The 17471-nt window shown below is 61.9% G+C and carries 15 protein-coding genes; 9 read left to right on the top strand and 6 right to left on the bottom strand.

Annotation, left to right across the window (positions count from 1 at the left end; all coding sequences use genetic code 11):
• Positions 1-162: 162 nt before the first annotated feature.
• Positions 163-813, bottom strand: a complete 651-nt coding sequence (yihA, locus tag OGL93_RS14825; protein WP_263263540.1) for a ribosome biogenesis GTP-binding protein YihA/YsxC — start codon at positions 811-813, stop codon at positions 163-165.
• Positions 814-987: 174 nt separating this feature from the next.
• On the opposite strand from yihA, the gene OGL93_RS14820 reads away from it, so the two are divergent.
• The 3 genes from OGL93_RS14820 (at position 988) to OGL93_RS14810 (ending at position 4613) form a co-directional block, all read left to right on the top strand.
• Positions 988-1629 (top strand): thiol:disulfide interchange protein DsbA/DsbL, encoded by a 642-nt coding sequence (locus OGL93_RS14820; RefSeq protein ID WP_263263539.1) that lies wholly within the window; start codon positions 988-990, stop codon positions 1627-1629.
• 83 nt (positions 1630-1712) lie between these two features.
• Positions 1713-3767, top strand: coding sequence for a diguanylate cyclase (locus OGL93_RS14815; RefSeq protein ID WP_263263538.1), 2055 nt, complete (start codon positions 1713-1715; stop codon positions 3765-3767).
• Between the two features lie 60 nt (positions 3768-3827).
• The gene (locus OGL93_RS14810; protein ID WP_263263536.1) at positions 3828-4613 is read left to right on the top strand and encodes an N-acetylmuramoyl-L-alanine amidase; all 786 of its coding nucleotides are present in this window, start codon (positions 3828-3830) and stop codon (positions 4611-4613) included.
• Positions 4614-4634: 21 nt separating this feature from the next.
• Here OGL93_RS14810 and OGL93_RS14805 read toward each other — a convergent pair whose 3' ends face one another.
• Together OGL93_RS14805 and algB are read right to left on the bottom strand one after the other, a co-directional pair.
• On the bottom strand, positions 4635-6422 hold the full coding sequence (locus OGL93_RS14805) for an ATP-binding protein (protein ID WP_263263535.1): 1788 nt from the start codon (positions 6420-6422) through the stop codon (positions 4635-4637).
• On the bottom strand, positions 6419-7765 hold the full coding sequence (gene algB / locus OGL93_RS14800) for a sigma-54-dependent response regulator transcription factor AlgB (protein ID WP_263263534.1): 1347 nt from the start codon (positions 7763-7765) through the stop codon (positions 6419-6421). The genes OGL93_RS14805 and algB overlap by 4 nt, the downstream gene beginning before the upstream one ends.
• Positions 7766-7968: 203 nt before the next feature.
• Here algB and OGL93_RS14795 point away from each other — a divergent pair, with 203 nt between their 5' ends.
• The 6 genes from OGL93_RS14795 to OGL93_RS14770 all read left to right on the top strand — a co-directional run bounded on the left by OGL93_RS14795 (position 7969) and on the right by OGL93_RS14770 (position 13173).
• Positions 7969-8811, top strand: coding sequence for a BON domain-containing protein (locus tag OGL93_RS14795; RefSeq protein ID WP_263263532.1), 843 nt, complete (start codon positions 7969-7971; stop codon positions 8809-8811).
• Positions 8812-9010: 199 nt separating this feature from the next.
• Entirely contained in the window at positions 9011-9292 is a 282-nt protein-coding gene (locus OGL93_RS14790; protein WP_263263531.1) for a hypothetical protein, read from the top strand.
• 37 nt (positions 9293-9329) lie between these two features.
• Positions 9330-9494 carry a DUF1328 domain-containing protein gene (locus tag OGL93_RS14785; protein ID WP_263263529.1) on the top strand — a complete coding sequence of 55 codons (165 nt, stop codon included), beginning with the start codon at positions 9330-9332 and terminating at the stop codon, positions 9492-9494.
• Between the two features lie 22 nt (positions 9495-9516).
• Positions 9517-9960, top strand: a complete 444-nt coding sequence (locus tag OGL93_RS14780) for an inhibitor of vertebrate lysozyme family protein (protein ID WP_263263706.1) — start codon at positions 9517-9519, stop codon at positions 9958-9960.
• A 558-nt stretch (positions 9961-10518) separates the two neighbouring features.
• Positions 10519-11850, top strand: a complete 1332-nt coding sequence (gene gltP, locus OGL93_RS14775; protein WP_263263528.1) for a glutamate/aspartate:proton symporter GltP — start codon at positions 10519-10521, stop codon at positions 11848-11850.
• 93 nt (positions 11851-11943) lie between these two features.
• Entirely contained in the window at positions 11944-13173 is a 1230-nt protein-coding gene (locus OGL93_RS14770; protein ID WP_263263526.1) for a spore maturation protein, read from the top strand.
• Here OGL93_RS14770 and OGL93_RS14765 read toward each other — a convergent pair.
• From OGL93_RS14765 to OGL93_RS14755, 3 genes are all read right to left on the bottom strand, one after another.
• Positions 13155-14189, bottom strand: coding sequence for a DUF2914 domain-containing protein (locus OGL93_RS14765; protein ID WP_263263524.1), 1035 nt, complete (start codon positions 14187-14189; stop codon positions 13155-13157). The two genes, OGL93_RS14770 and OGL93_RS14765, sit on opposite strands and share 19 nt — an antisense overlap.
• Before the next feature lie 55 nt (positions 14190-14244).
• Positions 14245-15660, bottom strand: a complete 1416-nt coding sequence (locus OGL93_RS14760) for a pitrilysin family protein (RefSeq protein WP_263263522.1) — start codon at positions 15658-15660, stop codon at positions 14245-14247.
• Positions 15661-15733: 73 nt separating this feature from the next.
• The gene (locus tag OGL93_RS14755; RefSeq protein ID WP_263263521.1) at positions 15734-17392 is read right to left on the bottom strand and encodes a Na/Pi cotransporter family protein; all 1659 of its coding nucleotides are present in this window, start codon (positions 17390-17392) and stop codon (positions 15734-15736) included.
• Positions 17393-17471: the final 79 nt, after the last annotated feature.

Here is a 17471-nt window from a genome sequence, read left to right as displayed (position 1 = left end):
AGCTCCTGAATGGCTGTGAAGCCCTTCATGCTCCTATGTTGTGTTAAGTGTTGGCAGATATCCGGCGCCGTGCGAGCGGGCCGGACCTTGGACCCCGAACTTCTCCCTCCCCATATGAAGTCCGGGGTTTTTTTTGCCCGCCGTTCCAGCCCGGCTGGCGCTTTACGGCGCGGCGGGTTCGTCTGCGGGCTCCTCTGGCATCAGGTCCAGCCAGCCAGCCAGCACTTCATAGGCTTCGTCCAGGCCGCTGCGCTTTGGCGCCGAGAACAATTGAGCGCTAACGCCGGTGCCCCAGCCCTTGCGGATTTCAGTCTGCACCTTGAGCAGGGTGTTCTTTGCCGCGCCGTAGGTGAGTTTGTCTGCCTTGGTCAGCAGGATATGCATCGGCATGCCGCTGGCCACCGACCAGTCGAGCATCATCTTGTCGAAGTCCGTCATGGGGTGGCGAACGTCCATCAGCAGAATGATCCCCTTGAGGCTTTCCCGGCTGCCCAAGTAAGCCTCCAAGTGACGCTGCCAGTGCTGTTTGAGCGGAATCGGCACCTTGGCGTAGCCGTAACCGGGCAGGTCGACCAGGCGGCGGCTGTCATCGAGGCTGAAGAAGTTCAGCAACTGGGTGCGCCCCGGCGTTTTGGAGGTACGGGCCAGGCTGGCATGGGTCAGGGTGTTGAGCGCGCTCGACTTGCCGGCATTGGAACGCCCGGCGAAGGCGACCTCGAAGCCCTGATCTTCCGGGCACTGGTCGACCTTGGCGGCGCTGAGCATGAAAGTAGCTTGCTGGCACAGGCCCAGCACGGGGTTTTTAAACGACATTGGAATCCTGAAGGCGCGAGCGCCGTGGCACGATGCGCGGCAGTATATCGCCTTGGCCGCGCCGCTGTCGTTGCCGTGCGGCATTGGGCGGTTACAACTGCGAATGTATTGTTACTTGCCATGCCAGCCTCGGCCATGTATTGAAGGCCATCCCTAAACGCTCAGGAGTAAAGCATGCGTAATCTGTTCATCGGCGCGGTAATGGCGCTGGCCAGCCTGTTCGGCGTCGCCGCCCACGCGGATGACGCCCAGGCCCCCGCGAAATACACCGTGCTGGAAAGCCCGCTGCCGGTAGCGGACCCGGGCAAGATCGAAGTCGTGGAGCTGTTCTGGTACGGCTGTCCTCATTGCTATGCCTTCGAGCCTGTGATCAATCCATGGATCGCCAAGCTGCCCGCGGACGTCGCATTCCGTCGCGTGCCGGCCATGTTCGGCGGTATCTGGGACGTACACGGCCAGATGTTCATCACGCTGGAAGCCATGGGCGTGGAGCACAAGGTGCATACCGCGGTGTTCGACGCTATCCACAAGGAACACAAGATGTTCAAGACCCCTGAGGAAATGGCCGATTTCGTCGCCACTCAAGGCGTGGACAAGGCTCAGTTCCTCAGCACCTATAATTCCTTCGCCGTGAAAGGCGCGGTGAACAAGGATAAAGAGTACGCCCAGAAATCCGGCGTCACCGGCGTGCCAACGCTGATCGTCAACGGCAAATACCGTTTTGACCTCGGTTCGTCGGGTGGCCCTGAAGAAGCCTTGAAAGTGGCCGATAGCCTGATCGAGAAAGAGCGCGCGGCCAAGGGCGCCGGCCAATAAACCCTCCGTGTTGCCTTTCTGCACCCTTGCCTTGGCGAGGGTGCTGATCAGTTCCGTTCCCCTTGCGCCGGCCTCGTTTGCCCATGACTGATGAAGCCCTGCGCTGGAAAGAAAAATACCTCAAAAGCATTGAGGATCAGGAAAAGCTCGAGCGTCGCTGGAATGCTCGGCTTGACCTGCTGCGCCAGGGCCTGGTGCGCAGCACGCTCGCCGCCGAGGGCTCGGACAAAGCGGTGGACGAGTGCATGAAGGAGATGCGCGAGGTCGTGCGTAGCGACAGCATGGACGCCGCCCTTGCCAACCTGATACCCCGCCTCGAAAGAACAGTGCTGGACTCCGAGCAGCGGCGGGAAGCCCGCCTGGAGCAGATCAGCACCGCGCTCAATGCCCTGGTGGATCAACTGCAAACCCTGCCCCTGCCCCGCGATGCGGCAAAACCCCTGAAAAAATTTGCAGGAGGCCTGGATAAACGCCTGGCCCACGTTCGCGAGCTGCCCCTGCTGCTCAGCGAGCTAAGTGTGCTGCAGGGCAATGCCTTGGCGGCGCTGGAACCGCACGTGGAACCAGCCCGGCCCGGTCTTCTCGAGCGCCTGTTCGGGCAACGTGAAACGGAGCCGGCGGAGCCGCTGCTTGAACAAGCGCAGGCCATGCCAGCAGCGGTGACAGCGTTCGTATCCTTGCCTGTCGACGAAACGGCGCTGATCCCGGCTAATGACGAGCCCGAGCTTGAGGAGCAGCCCAGGCTGCTGGTCATAGAGGTGGCGTCGGGCGTCGGTAGCCCGGCCGCCGCCCCCCTGGCCTACCCTGAATCGGAGGTTGCTAGCGAGCCGTCTCCTCCTGAGCCGTTGGAGCTTGCCATTGATCAAGCGCAGCCTGCCCCCCTCGAACAGGCAGGCGACGAGGCTCTTCCCCCTTCCGCCGAGGGTTCACCGCCCTGCGACCTTGCCCGGCCAGCGCCCGCGGCCGGGGTATTGGACATCCTGCCGCTGCCGCAGGAAATAGCCGCGGCGCTTACCGCTTCGGCCTTGGGTAGCGGAACCGAAGGCGATACCAGCGCGGATGGTTTTGGTCTGTCGGCCAACCAGGAGCCAACCTATAGCTCGGTTGCAGCGCACATTGAGGGCACGCTGCTGAAGATGCTCGACGATCTGGTGCTGCCACAAAGGCTGCAGGAGAAGGCCGAGTCCATGCGCGAGCGCCTCGAACATGGGCTCAACTGGTATGAACTGCTACCGATGCTCGACGATCTTGCAGTGATGATGTTGGCAATCAGCGATAACGGCCAGCAAGAGCTGCAGCGTTACCTGCAGCAGATCAACGAGCGGCTGGCCTGGTTCCAGGACCAGCTTCATTTGGCCAGCCAAGGCCAGGCCGAGACCCAGGACGAGGCCAGGCTGTTGGACAGCGAGCTGCGTGAGCAAGTAGGCGGGCTTCACCAGAGCATGGCCGCCGCCGATGATGCCGATGGCCTCAAGCGGCTGCTCGAATCAAGGCTGGATGGCTTGCTGGGTTCCATGGATGAGCATCGCCGCCGCCGCGAGGCGCGCGAGGAGGAAGTGGCTGAGCGGATGCGCGGGCTGTCCGAACGGGTAGCCAGCATGGAGCGCGAAGCACAGGCTCACCGCGATGTGCTCGAAGAGCAACGGCAGAAGGCCCTGCTCGATCCGCTGACCGGCCTGCCTAACCGGGCTGGCTGGAATGAACGACTCGAAACATTGGCAACGCAGCGTGAGGCTGGAGAGGCGCCGGCGCAGGTCGCGATCATGGACCTGGACCACTTCAAATCCATCAATGACGGCTATGGCCACCTGGCGGGCGATCGCGTGCTGAAGATCGTCGCCGACCAACTGCGGCGGCAATTGCGCGAAGGAGATTTTCTGGCGCGCTTCGGTGGCGAGGAGTTCGTCGCGCTGTTCCCCGATTCGGCCCCCGAAGCGGCCCGCGAAGTGATGGAAAAAATGCGCCAGGTCATCGAGGCCTGCCCCTTCCACTTTAAAGGCATGCGCATCGTGGTCACCGTTTCCATCGGCACGGCCTCGCTACGGGCCAAAGAACTGGTGGAGGCTGCCCTCCAGCGCGCTGACCAGGCCCTTTACCGGGCTAAGGACACAGGGCGCAACCGGATCGAAAGCGCCTGAGCCACCCTGGCCCGGGTGAGCATGTAAACTAGCGGTTTGCCCTGGGCCTTATTACACACCATGAACTTGCGAACACTCGCTTGGGTGCTGCTGGCGGCACTACTGGCTGGCTGTGGCAGCAGCGGCCTGCGTGTCGATACCAGCCATCCTTCCGTCAATTACGACAGCCGCGTGCAATTCGTTGTACTGCATTACACGGCCGCGCCGCTCGATCGTTCCCTGGCCCTGCTCACCCATGGGGAAGTCAGTGCTCATTATTTGATCGGTGATGGCCCAGCAACCGTTTACCGGCTGGCAGACGAGCAATACCGCACCTGGCATGCGGGCGAGAGCGAATGGGATGGCCGCACATGGCTCAACTCAAGTTCGATCGGCATCGAAATCGTCAACCCTGGCTATCGCGATACTCCCACCGGGCGCGTGTGGTACCCCTACAGCGAGGCGCAGGTAAAGGCGGTGTTGGCCTTGCTCAGGGATATCCGCTCGCGGTACCGCATCGACCCCCGCTATTTCGTGGGGCACAGCGATATCGCCCCGCTGCGAAAACTCGACCCCGGCCCCATGTTCCCCTGGCAACGCCTGGCTCAGGAAGGCTTTGGCCTATGGCCCGATGCTGGAGCGGTCAGTCGTGCGAGGCAGCGCTTCGAGGCAAGCCCCCCGAGCATTGCCTGGTATCAGGAGCAATTGGCGCGGGTCGGGTATTCGGTGGTGCGCAGCGGCACATTGGACGTCACCACCCGGCACGTGTTGGCTGCATTTCAGATGCATTACCGGCCCGCCCGTTTTGATGGCGAGCCGGACGCTGAAACAGCGGCAATGCTGCAGGTATTGGCTGGCATGCACTGAGCACGAAGCCCAGTGCTGAGATCAGATCGGTAACGCCATATAGAACTGCGTGCCCTGCCCTGGCCGCGAATACACGCCCATGCGGCCGCCGTGCAACTGCACGATCTCCTTGCACAGCGCTAGCCCAAGGCCGGCACCGCCTTTCTTGCGCCCGACCTGCACGAAGGGCTCGAAGATGCGCCCCTGCTGGCCGTAGGCGATACCTTCGCCGTTATCCTCCACGCTGATGATCACCCGTTCGGCATGCCGCCTGGCTTGCAGGCGGATATGCCCGTTGTTGGGCGTATGGCGCAGTGCGTTATCGATCAGGTTGTCCAGTACGCGGTCGAGCTGGGCTTCATCGGCATGAAGGCGTGGCAAGGTTTCGGTAAGTTCGATGGTCAGCTCAGTGCCCTGAGCGACGGCGGCCTCCTGGAAGCGGTCGCAGGCGCGGCGCAGCAGTTCATCCACGGCGCAAGGTGCCAAGGTAAGTTTTTGCAGGCCGCTTTGATAGCGAGAGAAGTTAAGCAGGTCGTTGATCAGCTGCATCAGCCGCTGCATCTCTTCGTTGACCGTTTTAAGCAGGTCTGCCTCACGGGAATGCGCCTCGAAGCGCACCCGTTCTTGCAGCAGGCCGAACGCCATATGCATACCGGTCACCGGTGTGCGCAACTCATGGGAAGCGCGCAACACGAACTCGCTGCGCACTCGCTCGAATGCGCGCTGCTCGGTCACGTCATGCAACACCATCACCGCGCCGAGGATGTCCCCCTGCACGTGGCTCACCGGGGTCAAGCTATATGCCAGCAGGCGAGTCTCGCCGTCTACCTCGAAGCTCAGGTCCTCCAAGGCGCGCTCCAAGGTGCCGCCGCGCAATACCGTATGCAGCTGTGCGTCCAGATCGGGGCGGCCGAGCGCGGCGCCTAGGCTCAGGCCTTTGCGATCACTCTCCCAGCCCAGTTGGCGCTGGGCCACCGGGTTCAAGTGTTCGAGCAAGCCCTGGCGATCGATCATCAGCAGACCATCGTCGATGCTGTCCAGCACCGCTTGCATGCGCTGCTGCCCAGCGATGAGTTCGTTGACATTAGTGGCCTGGTGGGTTCGCAGCGCTTCGGCCATGGTCGCGAAGCGCTGGCTGAGGCGATTCATTTCTACGGCGGACGAAACCGGCAACGCCACATCGTAGCGGCCCCGGCTGATATCGTCGGCAGCGGTCGCCAGCGCCTCGATGGGTTCGCCAAAGCGTCTGGCAATGCGGTGCGCGGTAATGAACCCCACGCACAGCACTGCGATGCCTACCAGCCCAAGCAGCGCCGACACCATCACGGCGTGCTCGTGAGACGCTTGCTCGCTCGCGGTGATGGCCGCCAGTGCACCCTTGTGCGCCTCTATCAGTTCACCGCGCACGGTGTTGAAGGCATTGCTCAACACGTCGTCGACCCGAGGGTTGCCTTTGCTGGCCAACACCTCGACAAAGCGCTGGTGGAAGGTCTGGTAATCCTGGCCAATCCGTTCGAAACGCTGCTGTTGCTGCCCGGCAGGCGCTTCGACCCGCGCTTGTTCCAGCGCGAGCTCAAACTGCTGCTGGGACAGCTCCAGCGCCTCTGGGTTTGGCGCGCCGGCCCAGACCATCGCCAGCTGATCGCCCAACAATTGCCGTAGTTTCAGGCCGTTATCCAGCGCGCGAAAGCTACCCTGCAGCGCTTCCTGATGGCTGGAGGCGATTTGCATTACGCTGACCAAACCTAGCACCAACCCCAGCAGGGCCACGGTAATCAGGGCAGAAATGCTCAGGAAGAGCCGGGTCCGCAACTTCATCCAAGGCATCACAGGTTGTATTGCTTACGTTTGCGATACAGCGTGGACGCGTCGATGCCGAGGGTCTTCGCTGCTTGGTCCAGGGTATCGCTGTTGGCGAGTATCGCCCCGATATGAGCTTTTTCCAGCTCGTCCAGGCTTAGCGCCGCGCCCACTCTCGGCGCATTGTTGACCGGTTGCTCGGCCATGCCCAGGTGGCTGACCTCCACGCGTTCCTGCGGGCAGATGATGCTGGCGCGTTCGATCACGTTGCGCAGCTCGCGGATGTTTCCTGGCCAGCGGTAATTGAGCAGCGCTGAGCGCGCCTCTTCGCTAAACGTCCGCGCCGGCCGCGCATATTCCTTGACGAACCGGGCAAGGAAACGATCCGCCAAGGTCAGGATGTCCTCGCTGCGTTCGCGCAGAGGGGGCAGGTGCAGGGTGATCACGTTCAACCGGTAGAGCAGGTCTTCACGGAAGCGCCCTTCCTTGACCATGTCTTCGAGGTTCAGGTTGGTGGCGGCGAGAATGCGTACATCCGCCCGACGGGTAACTGCATCGCCTACCCGTTCGTATTCCTTGTCCTGGATAAAACGCAACAACTTGGGCTGCAACGCGAGTGGAAAATCACCGATCTCGTCGAGGAACAGCGTACCGCCGTCAGCCTGGTTGACACGCCCCAGGGTGCTTTCACTGGCACCGGTGAACGCGCCGCGGCTGTGGCCGAACAGCTCGCTTTCCATCAGGTCTGCCGACAGCGACGGGCAGTTGATGGTCACGCATGCTTTCTTGGCGCGCTTGCTCCAACCGTGGATGGCGCGCGCCAACTCGCCCTTACCGGTACCGGACTCACCCAGAATCAGGATGTTGGCGTCGGTGTTGGCCACTTGGCGGGCGGTTTCCAACACCACCATCATCGCAGGGCTGTGCGAATCCAGGCCATCCTTAGGCTTGCGTATCTGCCCTTCCAACGCTTCGAGCCGTTGCGACAACTGCCGTACTTCCAGCTGCTTGGCCGTGGCGAGGCGCAATTGATCGGGGCTGCAAGGTTTTACCAAGTAATCCGCGGCGCCCGCCTGGATCGAGTCCACTGCGGTATCCACCGCAGAATGCGCGGTAACGATCACCACCCGCATCCAGGGTGCCAGAGTGCGCATCTGCGCGAGCACGTCCAGGCCGTTGTCCTCACCCAGCCGAAGGTCAAGGAAACACAGGTCGAATACCTGGCGCTGCAAGAGTGCTTCGGCTTGGGCCGCACTGCTGGCTGTGGCGACGCTGTAGCCTTCGTCTTCGAGGCAATAGCGGAAGGTGCGAAGAATGGCCGCTTCATCATCAACCAGCAGGATACGGCCTTGATGATCCGCACCAGATTCCATTTCTTACGCTCCTGTGAAAAAGATCTTCTCTTAGTCCGAGAATTATCGGGCAAGTTGCAATGTCAATTCTGAACGATTTCAGCCTTCGCAGGGTAGCGCTAGCTGCGTTGCCAGCGAAACGGTTGGCGCGTGGCGAGTTGCACTGCTCGAGTCGCGCCAAGACCGGCCGTTTTCCTGACGAAGGTGCAACCTTTGGAGTGAAGATGATCCGCTTGGACCGAACATTAAGAACCTGGGCCCTGGCCATTGTGTTAAGCAGTGTCAGCCTGGTGGGCATGACCGACGCCGAAGCGGACTCTCTCGCTGACGCGCGCAGCGAGGGCGCGGCTAGCACGGCGCTGGCTCTCAACAGCCGGTTGGCCGCCGATACGATAAAGGTCCAGGTGGCCGGGCCCAAGTTGACCCTTACCGGCTCGGTCGAGAGCGAAGGCGACAAAACCCTCGCCGGGTCGCTCGCCCAGGCGGTAACCGGCGCCGCCACTATCGACAACAGGCTCACCTTGGACCCTGCCCTTGCCGAGCGCCCACCGCTCAAGCCGCCAGAGTTGATCCAGCTGGACGACCTCACTTTGGCCGCGATCATCAGGGCCAGGCTGAGCTGGAATAGAGACACTGCCGGTACGCCTGTCAGCGTAGAGGTTGCAGGCGGTGTAGTGACCCTCAAGGGCGAGGCAACCACGGTGGACGCCAAAGAGTGGGCGGGTGCGCTTGCCGCCGATACCGACGGCAGCATTGTGATCAACAATCTGATCAGCTTGCGTTCCGCCGGCACCGGCGCTGCCCCAGCGCAGGCCCAAGCCAAGGCAGACGATGCGGAGATGAGCGACGCCTGGATTTCCAGCAAGGTCGCCAGCAGCCTGCAGTACGACCGCGGCCTCGATGCGTTGCGCCTGGAGGTCAAGGTAAAGGACGGAATGGTCACCCTGGCCGGGGAGGTGGACAGCGATGTCCATAAGAAGCAGGCGATGGAGGTGACCCGACGGATTCTTGGGGTTCGTGGGGTCGACGCGGACCTACTTAAGGTAGCGGTGAAACCTTCAGCGTAAGCCGGGGTCACGATCATCGTGCAAAACGCCCGAGCCGCTTAAGGTCATCGTGCAGGTTGCGCGCAGGCAGCCGCTAAATAGGAGCCGCAAACCCCCGTAAAATAAGACTTTTCCTACAAAACCAAACCTGGCATGCAGCCTGCAATAACTCTTCTCAAACGCATCGGTGTGCGGTGCAGGCCGCTTTGGAGGGGTGAACATGAAACAGCCAGGTCAACATATTGCTTCGGTCTCTTTCATTACCGCACATCACCTGCGCCAAGGTCTTTTTGCTTCGCTGGCACTGATGCTGACCCTGCTTGGCACCCAGCAATATCATTATTGGAACCAGCCGGCCGAGCCGCTGATCCATACCTTGCACTCAATGCAAACCCCTGCCTTGAACGCAGTCAGTGCTTCTGCTGCCCAGGCGTCCCGCTTGCAACAGGTCGATAACAGCGACCAATTTCAGCGCCCCACCGAGCCACGTTGGGTGTTCTGAACAGGCGTAACGGATCACACATAAAAGGAGTATTACCATGCTGAGTTGGGCCATTACCTTTCTGATCATTGCAATCATCGCAGCAGTGCTGGGCTTCGGCGGCATCGCCGGTACCGCAGCCGGTATTGCCAAGATCCTCTTTATTATTTTCCTGGTGCTGTTCGTGGTGTCCTTCTTCTTCGGCCGTCGTGGGCGCCCGTGACATGAAGGTAGTGATCCGCGGCATGCTGCTGGCAGCTTTCGTAGCTGCCACAGCGCCGGTACTCGCTGATAACGACGGGCAGGAGCGCGCCGGTAACCTGGTTGCAACAGACCCTGAGTACCGTCAGGCATGGCAGGACGCCGTGCGGAAGCAAGAACGCCTTCCCGATTGGGTGTTAAACCTTTCCGGAACTTCTGCTCCAATGACTGCCGTCACGGAAGGCGGCGACAAATATCTGGTTGGGCAGGTCTGCGAGAAAGCCGATGACTGCCTGCACAACCGCTTGGTAGTTGCTTTTAGTTGGAACAAGGCTCACGCCTATGTGCTGTGGGTAAAGGTTCCGACGGGTGTGCCTGAGGACAAGACGCCTTCCAAGCGTGCGGACTACCGCTGGCTGGGCGACCCGGACGAAGACATGCAAAAGATGTTGATGGAGCAGCTCAAGAACGATCCGCAGTGGTACTAGACCCGTTCTAGTGCGTGAATCAACGGCGTTCCAGTTCGCCATTAGCTTGTACGGCCTGAGGAAGGCCGCTACATGACCAAGGGGCCGGGATGCTCTAGCTGAAGTATCGCTGGAGTGACCTAGGGGTACAGGGAGTGCCTCCGCCGAGGGCCGGGTCAGGAAAGAAGCCTCGTTATGCACGGGTGTGCGGTGTATCGCGCCTGGGTGTGACGGGGCTTTTTTAATGCCCACCTGTCGCGTCGAGCGCCAATTCGTTCTGTCGCGGCCTTCGTTCGGTAAGCCGAACGGGCCGTTTGAATGGTGTGCGCAAACCATTGCATGCCTTGCCGGCGGCTATTCGGTATTCCGAATATGATCTGCTTTTCGCCTCCAAAGCCGTAAAATCAAGGGCTTGCCCATGCCGAAACGGCATAAGCTAGGCGTTTACGGCATTAGACGGCAACTGGCCATCCCTCGATAGTTCCCCGCTTTTTGTTGCCAAAGGCCTGCCCTCTGGTGGCATTCCATCGCATGCGCGCTTGCGCCATGGCCTCGATGAACCTGACACAGAGTTGAATAATGACAAAGCCAAAACTCAGCCTTGCATGGCAAATTCTCATTGGTTTGGTCCTGGGCATTGCCCTGGGCGCTGCCCTCAATCACTTCAGCGCGGAAAAAGCTTGGTGGATCAGCAATGTGCTGCAACCCGCCGGTGATATTTTCATCCGCCTGATCAAGATGATCGTGATCCCTATCGTGATCTCCTCGCTCATCGTCGGTATTGCTGGCGTAGGCGATGCCAAGAAGCTTGGGCGCATCGGTGTAAAGACGATCGTCTACTTCGAGATCATCACGACGCTGGCGATCGTGCTCGGGTTAGTGCTGGCCAATTTGGTCCACCCAGGCAGCGGCATCGACATGAGTACGCTCGGTACCGTGGATATCTCGCAATATCAGAAAACCACGGACGAGGTTCAGCATAACCACGCGCTGGTTGCGACCCTGTTGAACCTGATCCCGTCGAACGTATTCGCGGCGATCGTAGCTGGGCAAATGTTGCCGATCATCTTCTTCTCGGTGATCTTCGGCTTGGGGCTGTCGAGCCTCGCGCCGGAAACCCGGGACCCGCTGGTGCGCACTTTCCAGGGCATCTCGGAAACCATGTTCCGGGTTACCCATATGATCATGAACTACGCCCCGATCGGCGTATTCGCGCTCATTGCGGTAACAGTGGCCAACTTTGGCTTCGCTTCCCTGCTGCCGCTGGCCAAGCTGGTCGTGCTGGTATATGCCGCGGTGCTGTTCTTCGCCCTGGGCGTGCTGGGGCTAGTAGCCCGTCTGTTTGGCTTCTCGGTGTTCAAGCTGATCCGCATCTTCAAGGATGAGCTGATCCTGGCCTATTCCACTGCCAGTTCGGAAACCGTGTTGCCACGAGTGATCGAGAAGATGGAGGCCTACGGCGCGCCTAAGGCGATCAGCAGCTTTGTGGTCCCTACCGGTTACTCGTTCAACCTGGACGGTTCCACGCTGTACCAGAGCATTGCCGCGCTGTTCATCGCCCAGCTGTACGGGATCGACATGCCTATTTCCCAGCAGGTAATGCTGGTGCTGACCCTGATGGTGACCTCCAAGGGGATTGCCGGGGTTCCTGGCGTATCGTTCGTGGTCTTGCTGGCCACCTTGGGGAGCGTGGGGATCCCGCTCGAAGGCTTGGCGTTCATCGCTGGCGTAGACCGCATCATGGACATGGCCCGCACGGCGTTGAACGTGATAGGCAACGCCCTGGCCGTGCTGGTCATTTCCCGCTGGGAAGGCATGTACGACGACGCCAAGGGCGCGCGTTACTGGAATTCCCTGCCGCACTGGCGCCGCCGTGCCGCTGCGGGCGAGGCTAGCAGCGTCACGCGCTGACCCTTCCTTGGCCGGCCGGGCCGCAAGCCCGGCCGTAGCCTACCCCCGCTGGGCCGACTATCATGCCGGCATTCGCAGACACGGGGGTTCACAATGCTCAATGGCCTTTGGCTCGGCTTTTTCGTCGTGGCGGCGGTGTCTGCCCTGGCCCAATGGCTGATGGCAGGCAACAGCGCCATTTTCGCCGCCATGGTCGAAGCCATCTTCAACATGGCCAAGTTGTCGGTAGATGTGATGGTGCTGCTGTTCGGCACCCTCACCCTCTGGCTGGGCTTTTTGCGAATCGCCGAAAAAGCCGGCATCGTCGACTGGGTCGCCCGCCTGCTGGGGCCGCTGTTCGCACGCTTGATGCCCGAAGTGCCGCGCGGCCACCCCTCGCTTGGCCTGATCACCATGAATTTCGCGGCCAATGCGCTGGGCCTCGATAACGCCGCTACCCCGATTGGCCTCAAGGCCATGCGCGCGTTGCAGGAGCTGAACCCGCGGCCAGACACGGCCACCAACGCGCAAATTCTTTTTCTGGTGCTCAATGCCTCGTCGCTGACGCTATTGCCGGTGACCATTTTCATGTACCGCGCCCAACAAGGCGCCCCAGATCCGACCATGGTCTTTTTGCCAATCCTGCTCGCCACCAGCGGGTCCACCCTAGTGGGGTTGCTGTCAGTGGCGTTCATGCAGCGCCTGCGCCTGTGGGACCCAGTAGTGCTGGCCTATCTGCTGCCTGGCGCGCTGCTGCTGGGTGGCTTCATGGCGTTCCTCGCCGGGCTCTCGGCCACAGCGGTGGCCAGCCTGTCCTCACTGTTGGGCAACCTCACGCTGTTCGGGTTGATACTGCTGTTCCTGCTGATTGGCGCGTTGCGCCGTGTGCGGGTGTACGAAGCCTTCGTGGAAGGCGCCAAGGAGGGCTTCGAGGTTGCCAAGGGCCTGTTGCCCTACCTGGTGGCCATGCTCTGCGCGGTGGGGGTGCTGCGGGCATCGGGTGCGCTGGACCTCGCGCTGGAAGGCATTCGCCATGGCGTGCAGTGGCTGGGGTTGGATACCCGTTTCGTCGATGCGCTGCCCACGGCCCTGGTCAAGCCGTTTTCCGGAAGCGCGGCACGGGCGATGCTCATCGACACCATGCACAGCAAGGGAGTTGATAGCTTCCCGGCGCTGGTGGCGGCCACTATCCAGGGCAGCACTGAAACCACCTTCTACGTACTGGCCGTGTACTTCGGCGCCGTGGGCATCCAGCGCGCACGCCACGCGGTAGGCTGCGCCCTGCTTGCGGAATTGGCGGGTGTGATCAGTGCCATCGCGGTCTGTTACTGGTTCTTTGCCTGAGCGGCGTCCGCGGTAATGGTGAAGCGCAGGGCGCCGATGATTTGCCCGTCTTCGGTTTCCACCCGCACTTTCCAGTTACCCGCGGGGTCGCCTGGGAAGTTCTGCTTGCGGGTCCATGCGCGGTAGCCTTCTTTTCGCCCGCCATGGATGTCCAGTGCAATGCGGTCCACTTCGGCGCCGTTGAACTCCCACACATGGAAAATGCGCTCATCCAAGCCCCGAGGCGCATTGATCGCCGTATAGGCGAACACGCCGCCGCGCGCTTGGCTGACGCTCAGGCGAGTCAGGCTGTCGCCGGGGCTGCGGGCTTGATCATCTAAGGTCAGGGTGATGGCGTCTTCGGTGAGCCATAGGGTCGCCGGCGGCACCCAGGTGCGCAACAGCCAGCCAGCGCCGCCAATGGCCAGGGTGAGTACAACCAGCCCCACTGCCCGGCGCCAATGGTGCAAAGGAAAGGTGGTAGCCAGGCTAGGGAACGACAGCAGCATGGCCACGCCCAGCGCGATCTTGAAGGTCTCGGCCGTGGTCAGGTGGAGGATGATCGGCATCGCGGTCAACATGGCCGCAAACAGGGTGAAGGTGTGCATGGCCAGGAACAGCCAGCGCCGTGGCGCCACCCAGTGGTAGTAGAGGGGATCGGTGATCGACACTAGCCCAGCGAGGGTTAACAGCCCGGTAAACACCAGCTGGCCGCTGTTCCAAGTGGTAGTGACGTAAAAGAACGGCAACACGAAGAACAAGCTTTCCTGGTGGATCATCTGCGTTGCATAGCGCAGCAAGGGTGCGGGGATTTCTCGCTTGAAAAACCGGCTGAACAGGCGGTTGAAGCTGTTTTCCAGCATCAGCCATACCCAACTGACCAACAGCAGTATGGCGATAGGGCTGGCCAGCTTGGCCTGGCGGTCGACCAACACGAAGCTGCCGATCCCCGAACAGAAGCCAAAGGCGGCGACGATGCCCGGATAGCGTTTGATCAGGTCGATGATCTTCAGAACAAAGGGGGGTAGTGACTTCATGACAGCGGCACAAGCGGGGCGAACCGCAAGGATAGCGACTTCACGCCTTCGCCGCTCATTTGGTGCCGCTCATTGGGGTTGCCCGACGGCCGCGGCGGCGCCCAATGGCAATGCAGAGCGCCAGGCCAAGCAACGCCGCCAGCACGGTCGCGGCGGTGATCAGCGTGGCGAGCTCGTCGTACCCTAGCAAGGGCTTTTCGACCCGCACGTAGCCAGGGTCGGCGAACAGCCGCCGCACGGCCTCGTTGGCCTGGGCCAGGGTCACCTCGCGCAGGGCTTGGGCAGGGTCAGCAAAGTGGCCATCTTCGTAGTCCCCCAGCGCGCCCCAGTAGTAGTCCGCCAGCCCACTGTCCCCTTGGATCGCCCAGGCTTGCCGAGCGATGACGCCCGCCTTGAGGCGCTCGAACGTGGCACTGTCGAGGCCATCGCGGTGAAGCTGGCTGGTCAACGCCTGCACCGCCTGGCGAGCCTGCGGGATATCGTCCCGGTCCAGGTCGGCGTTGAGGCTTAACAGGGTGCTATCGCCAAAGGGTTCATTCTGGCTACCGGGCCCGTAAGACAACCCTTCTTCGAGCCGCAGCTTCTTGTACAGCGCCCAATCGAAATACACCTGAAGCAGGTCCCACACCGCTGGCGGCAGGCTTTCCACGTCTGGCTCGAGGAAATACCAGTGAAGCTTGGCGGCATCCCCAACCCAGCCCTGGATCAGGGTGCGCTCCCGCTCGGCGCTGCGCCGTTCAAGGGCGGGAGGCGAGCGGTCACTGGGCGTCACCGCGGCCAGCTCACCGAACGTGCGCTCCACGTAGGCTGGCAAGAGCTTGTCCAGTTCACCGACCACAATCAGTGTCATGTTGTTAGGCGCGTACCACTGCTGACGGACCTGCCGCACTTGCGCCAGTGTCAACCCCGCCGCCGAGGCGCGATCGGCGCAGCGCAACCCCAATTCCACAGCCAGCTGGTTACTGGCGTCCTTGCCGAGGTCTTGGTGGTCCAGCCAGCGTTGCAGGTGCGAATAGTGCCCCCCGTCCTCGCGCTCCACGATGCGCCTGGCGGTGTCGAGCCTGGCTTCGGTCAGCTCGGTGCGAGTGACGGCGCTAAGCAGAAGGTCAAGCACCTTGCGCTGGTTGCGCGCAGGTGCCTCGATCACAAAGGTAGTGTCTGTGTCGCTGGTAAAGGCATTCCACTCGCCACCCAGGGCTTGCATGCGTTCTTCCAGGCCGCCTTCGCCGCTGTCGTCCAGGCCGCTGAACAGCAGATGCTCGAGCAAGTGGGGCAATTCCTGGTCGGCGCAGCCAAAGTCGGCAAAACCTACCCCCACCACCAGGCGGATGGCCACGTGTGCGCGGTCGTTGCCCGGCTTGAGCAGCAGTTGCAGGCCGTTGTTCAGCAAGTAGCCTTCGGCCTGCAAACGGTCCAGCGCGGCGCTGGGTAGGGAGGCCAATAGCAGGCAGGCGAACAGGATGAAACGCATTAAAGCTTCCTTGCGCTGACGAAAGGGCCGAGCGCGCCCGGCCCAGCAACAGACTGCATTAGCGCGGGGACGTTCAAGACAGCTGAGCGGCCGCGCTTTCGTCGTCGGCCAGCAAGGCCCCGGTGTCGCCTGTGCCAAGCACGGCGTAGGCGCTGCCGCAGAACAGCGAGTTGAGCCGCTTCATGTCGGCGATCAGCTCCAGGTGCAACGAGCTGGTTTCGATGCTTTGCAGCACTTTGCGCTGCAAGCGGCTGACGTGGGCATGGGTCAGGCGCCGCTCGTGGGTACGAAAGCGGCGTTTTTCTCGCAGCAGGTGGCGGGCACTCTCCTCGTCGCGGCTGAGGAATACGTTCAGGCCCAGGCGCAGGTTGCTTAGCAGCTGGCCATGCAGGGTGGTCAACTCCTCCAGCCCTACCTCGGAGAACGAACGCCGCTGCGAGGTCTTTTGCTGCTGGATCTTGCGCAGCATGCGCTCGATCAAGTCGCTGGCCAGGTTGAGGTTCACCGACAACTCGATCACCTCGGCCCAGCGGTGGCTGTCCAAGGCGCTGAGGTCTTCCCTGGGCATCTGCGCCAGGTACAGCTTGATTGCGCTGGACAGCGCCTCGGCCTCATCGCCCAGTGCCCGTACCTCTTGGGTAACTGCCGTTTGCGTGCCTCGCAGCACGTTCAACATGGCCCCCATCATGCTTTCGACGATATCGCCGATGCGCAAGGTTTCGCGCACCGCATTGGCTAAGGCCAGGCTCGGCGTGCCAAGTGCAGCGGGGTCTAGATGGCGCGGCCCGGTGTTGGCTACGGCATCGGCCCGCTCCGGCAGCAAGGTGGCACACAGCCGGCCCATCAGGCCAGTAGTAGGCAGCAGCACCAGGCACCGTGCGCTGTTGTAAAGCACATGGAAGCCAATGACCATCGACTGGGGATCGAAGCCCAGGCTGTCCATCCAGGTCACCAGAGGCCCCAGCACGGGAATGATCACGACCAGGCCGATCAGCTTGTACAGCAGGCTGCCCAGCGCCACCTGGCGGCCAGGCGTGTTCTGCAGGTTGGTGGAAATGAATGCCAGCAGGCCGCTGCCGATGTTGGCGCCGATCACCAGCCCCACCGCTACCGGCAGGCTGATCACCCCGGCCGCGGCGAGGGTCGCGGTCAGCAGTACCGCTGCCAGGCTCGAATACGACACCATGGCGAAGAGTGCGCCCACCAGCGCATCGAGGAGGATGTCTCCGGTGAGCGAGCCAAAAAGCACTTGCACGCCTTTGGCCTGGGTAATAGGCGTGGCGGCTTCGACGATCAGCTGCAGCGCGAGGATGATCAAGCCCAGGCCAATGCTCACCCGGCCCATCTGCCCCAGGCGGGTTTGCTTGCGAGACAGGAAAAACACCACGCCGAGGAAAATCAGCAAGGGCGATAGCCAGGACAGGTCGAACGTCAGCACCCGGGACATAACCGCGGTGCCCACGTCGGCGCCGAGCATGATCGCCAGCGCCGGGGTCAGCCCCATCAGCCCTTGGCCAACGAATGAGGTGGTCAACATGGCCGTGGCGTTGCTGCTTTGCACCACGGCGGTGACCAGCACCCCGGCGAGGAACGCCAGCGGCCGGTTGGTCATGTTCTGGCCCAGGAGCCTGCGCAGGGCTGTGCCGTAGACGCGCAGGATGCCGGTGCGCACGATATGCGCGCCCCACACCAGTAGCGCTACGGCGGAGAGAAGATCCAGCAGGGTGAGCATGCGAAACGGCCTCCCTGATAAAACCCCGAGGGGCGAACATCCAGATACCGCAGAGGCATTTGCCAGTGGCCAGCATGGC

The organism is Pseudomonas sp. RIT-PI-S (assembly GCF_025642975.1).
Classification (GTDB): Bacteria; Pseudomonadota; Gammaproteobacteria; order Pseudomonadales; family Pseudomonadaceae; genus Aquipseudomonas.
Note: the sequence above shows the minus strand (reverse complement) of the source record. Positions and strands in the feature narration are given on the sequence as shown.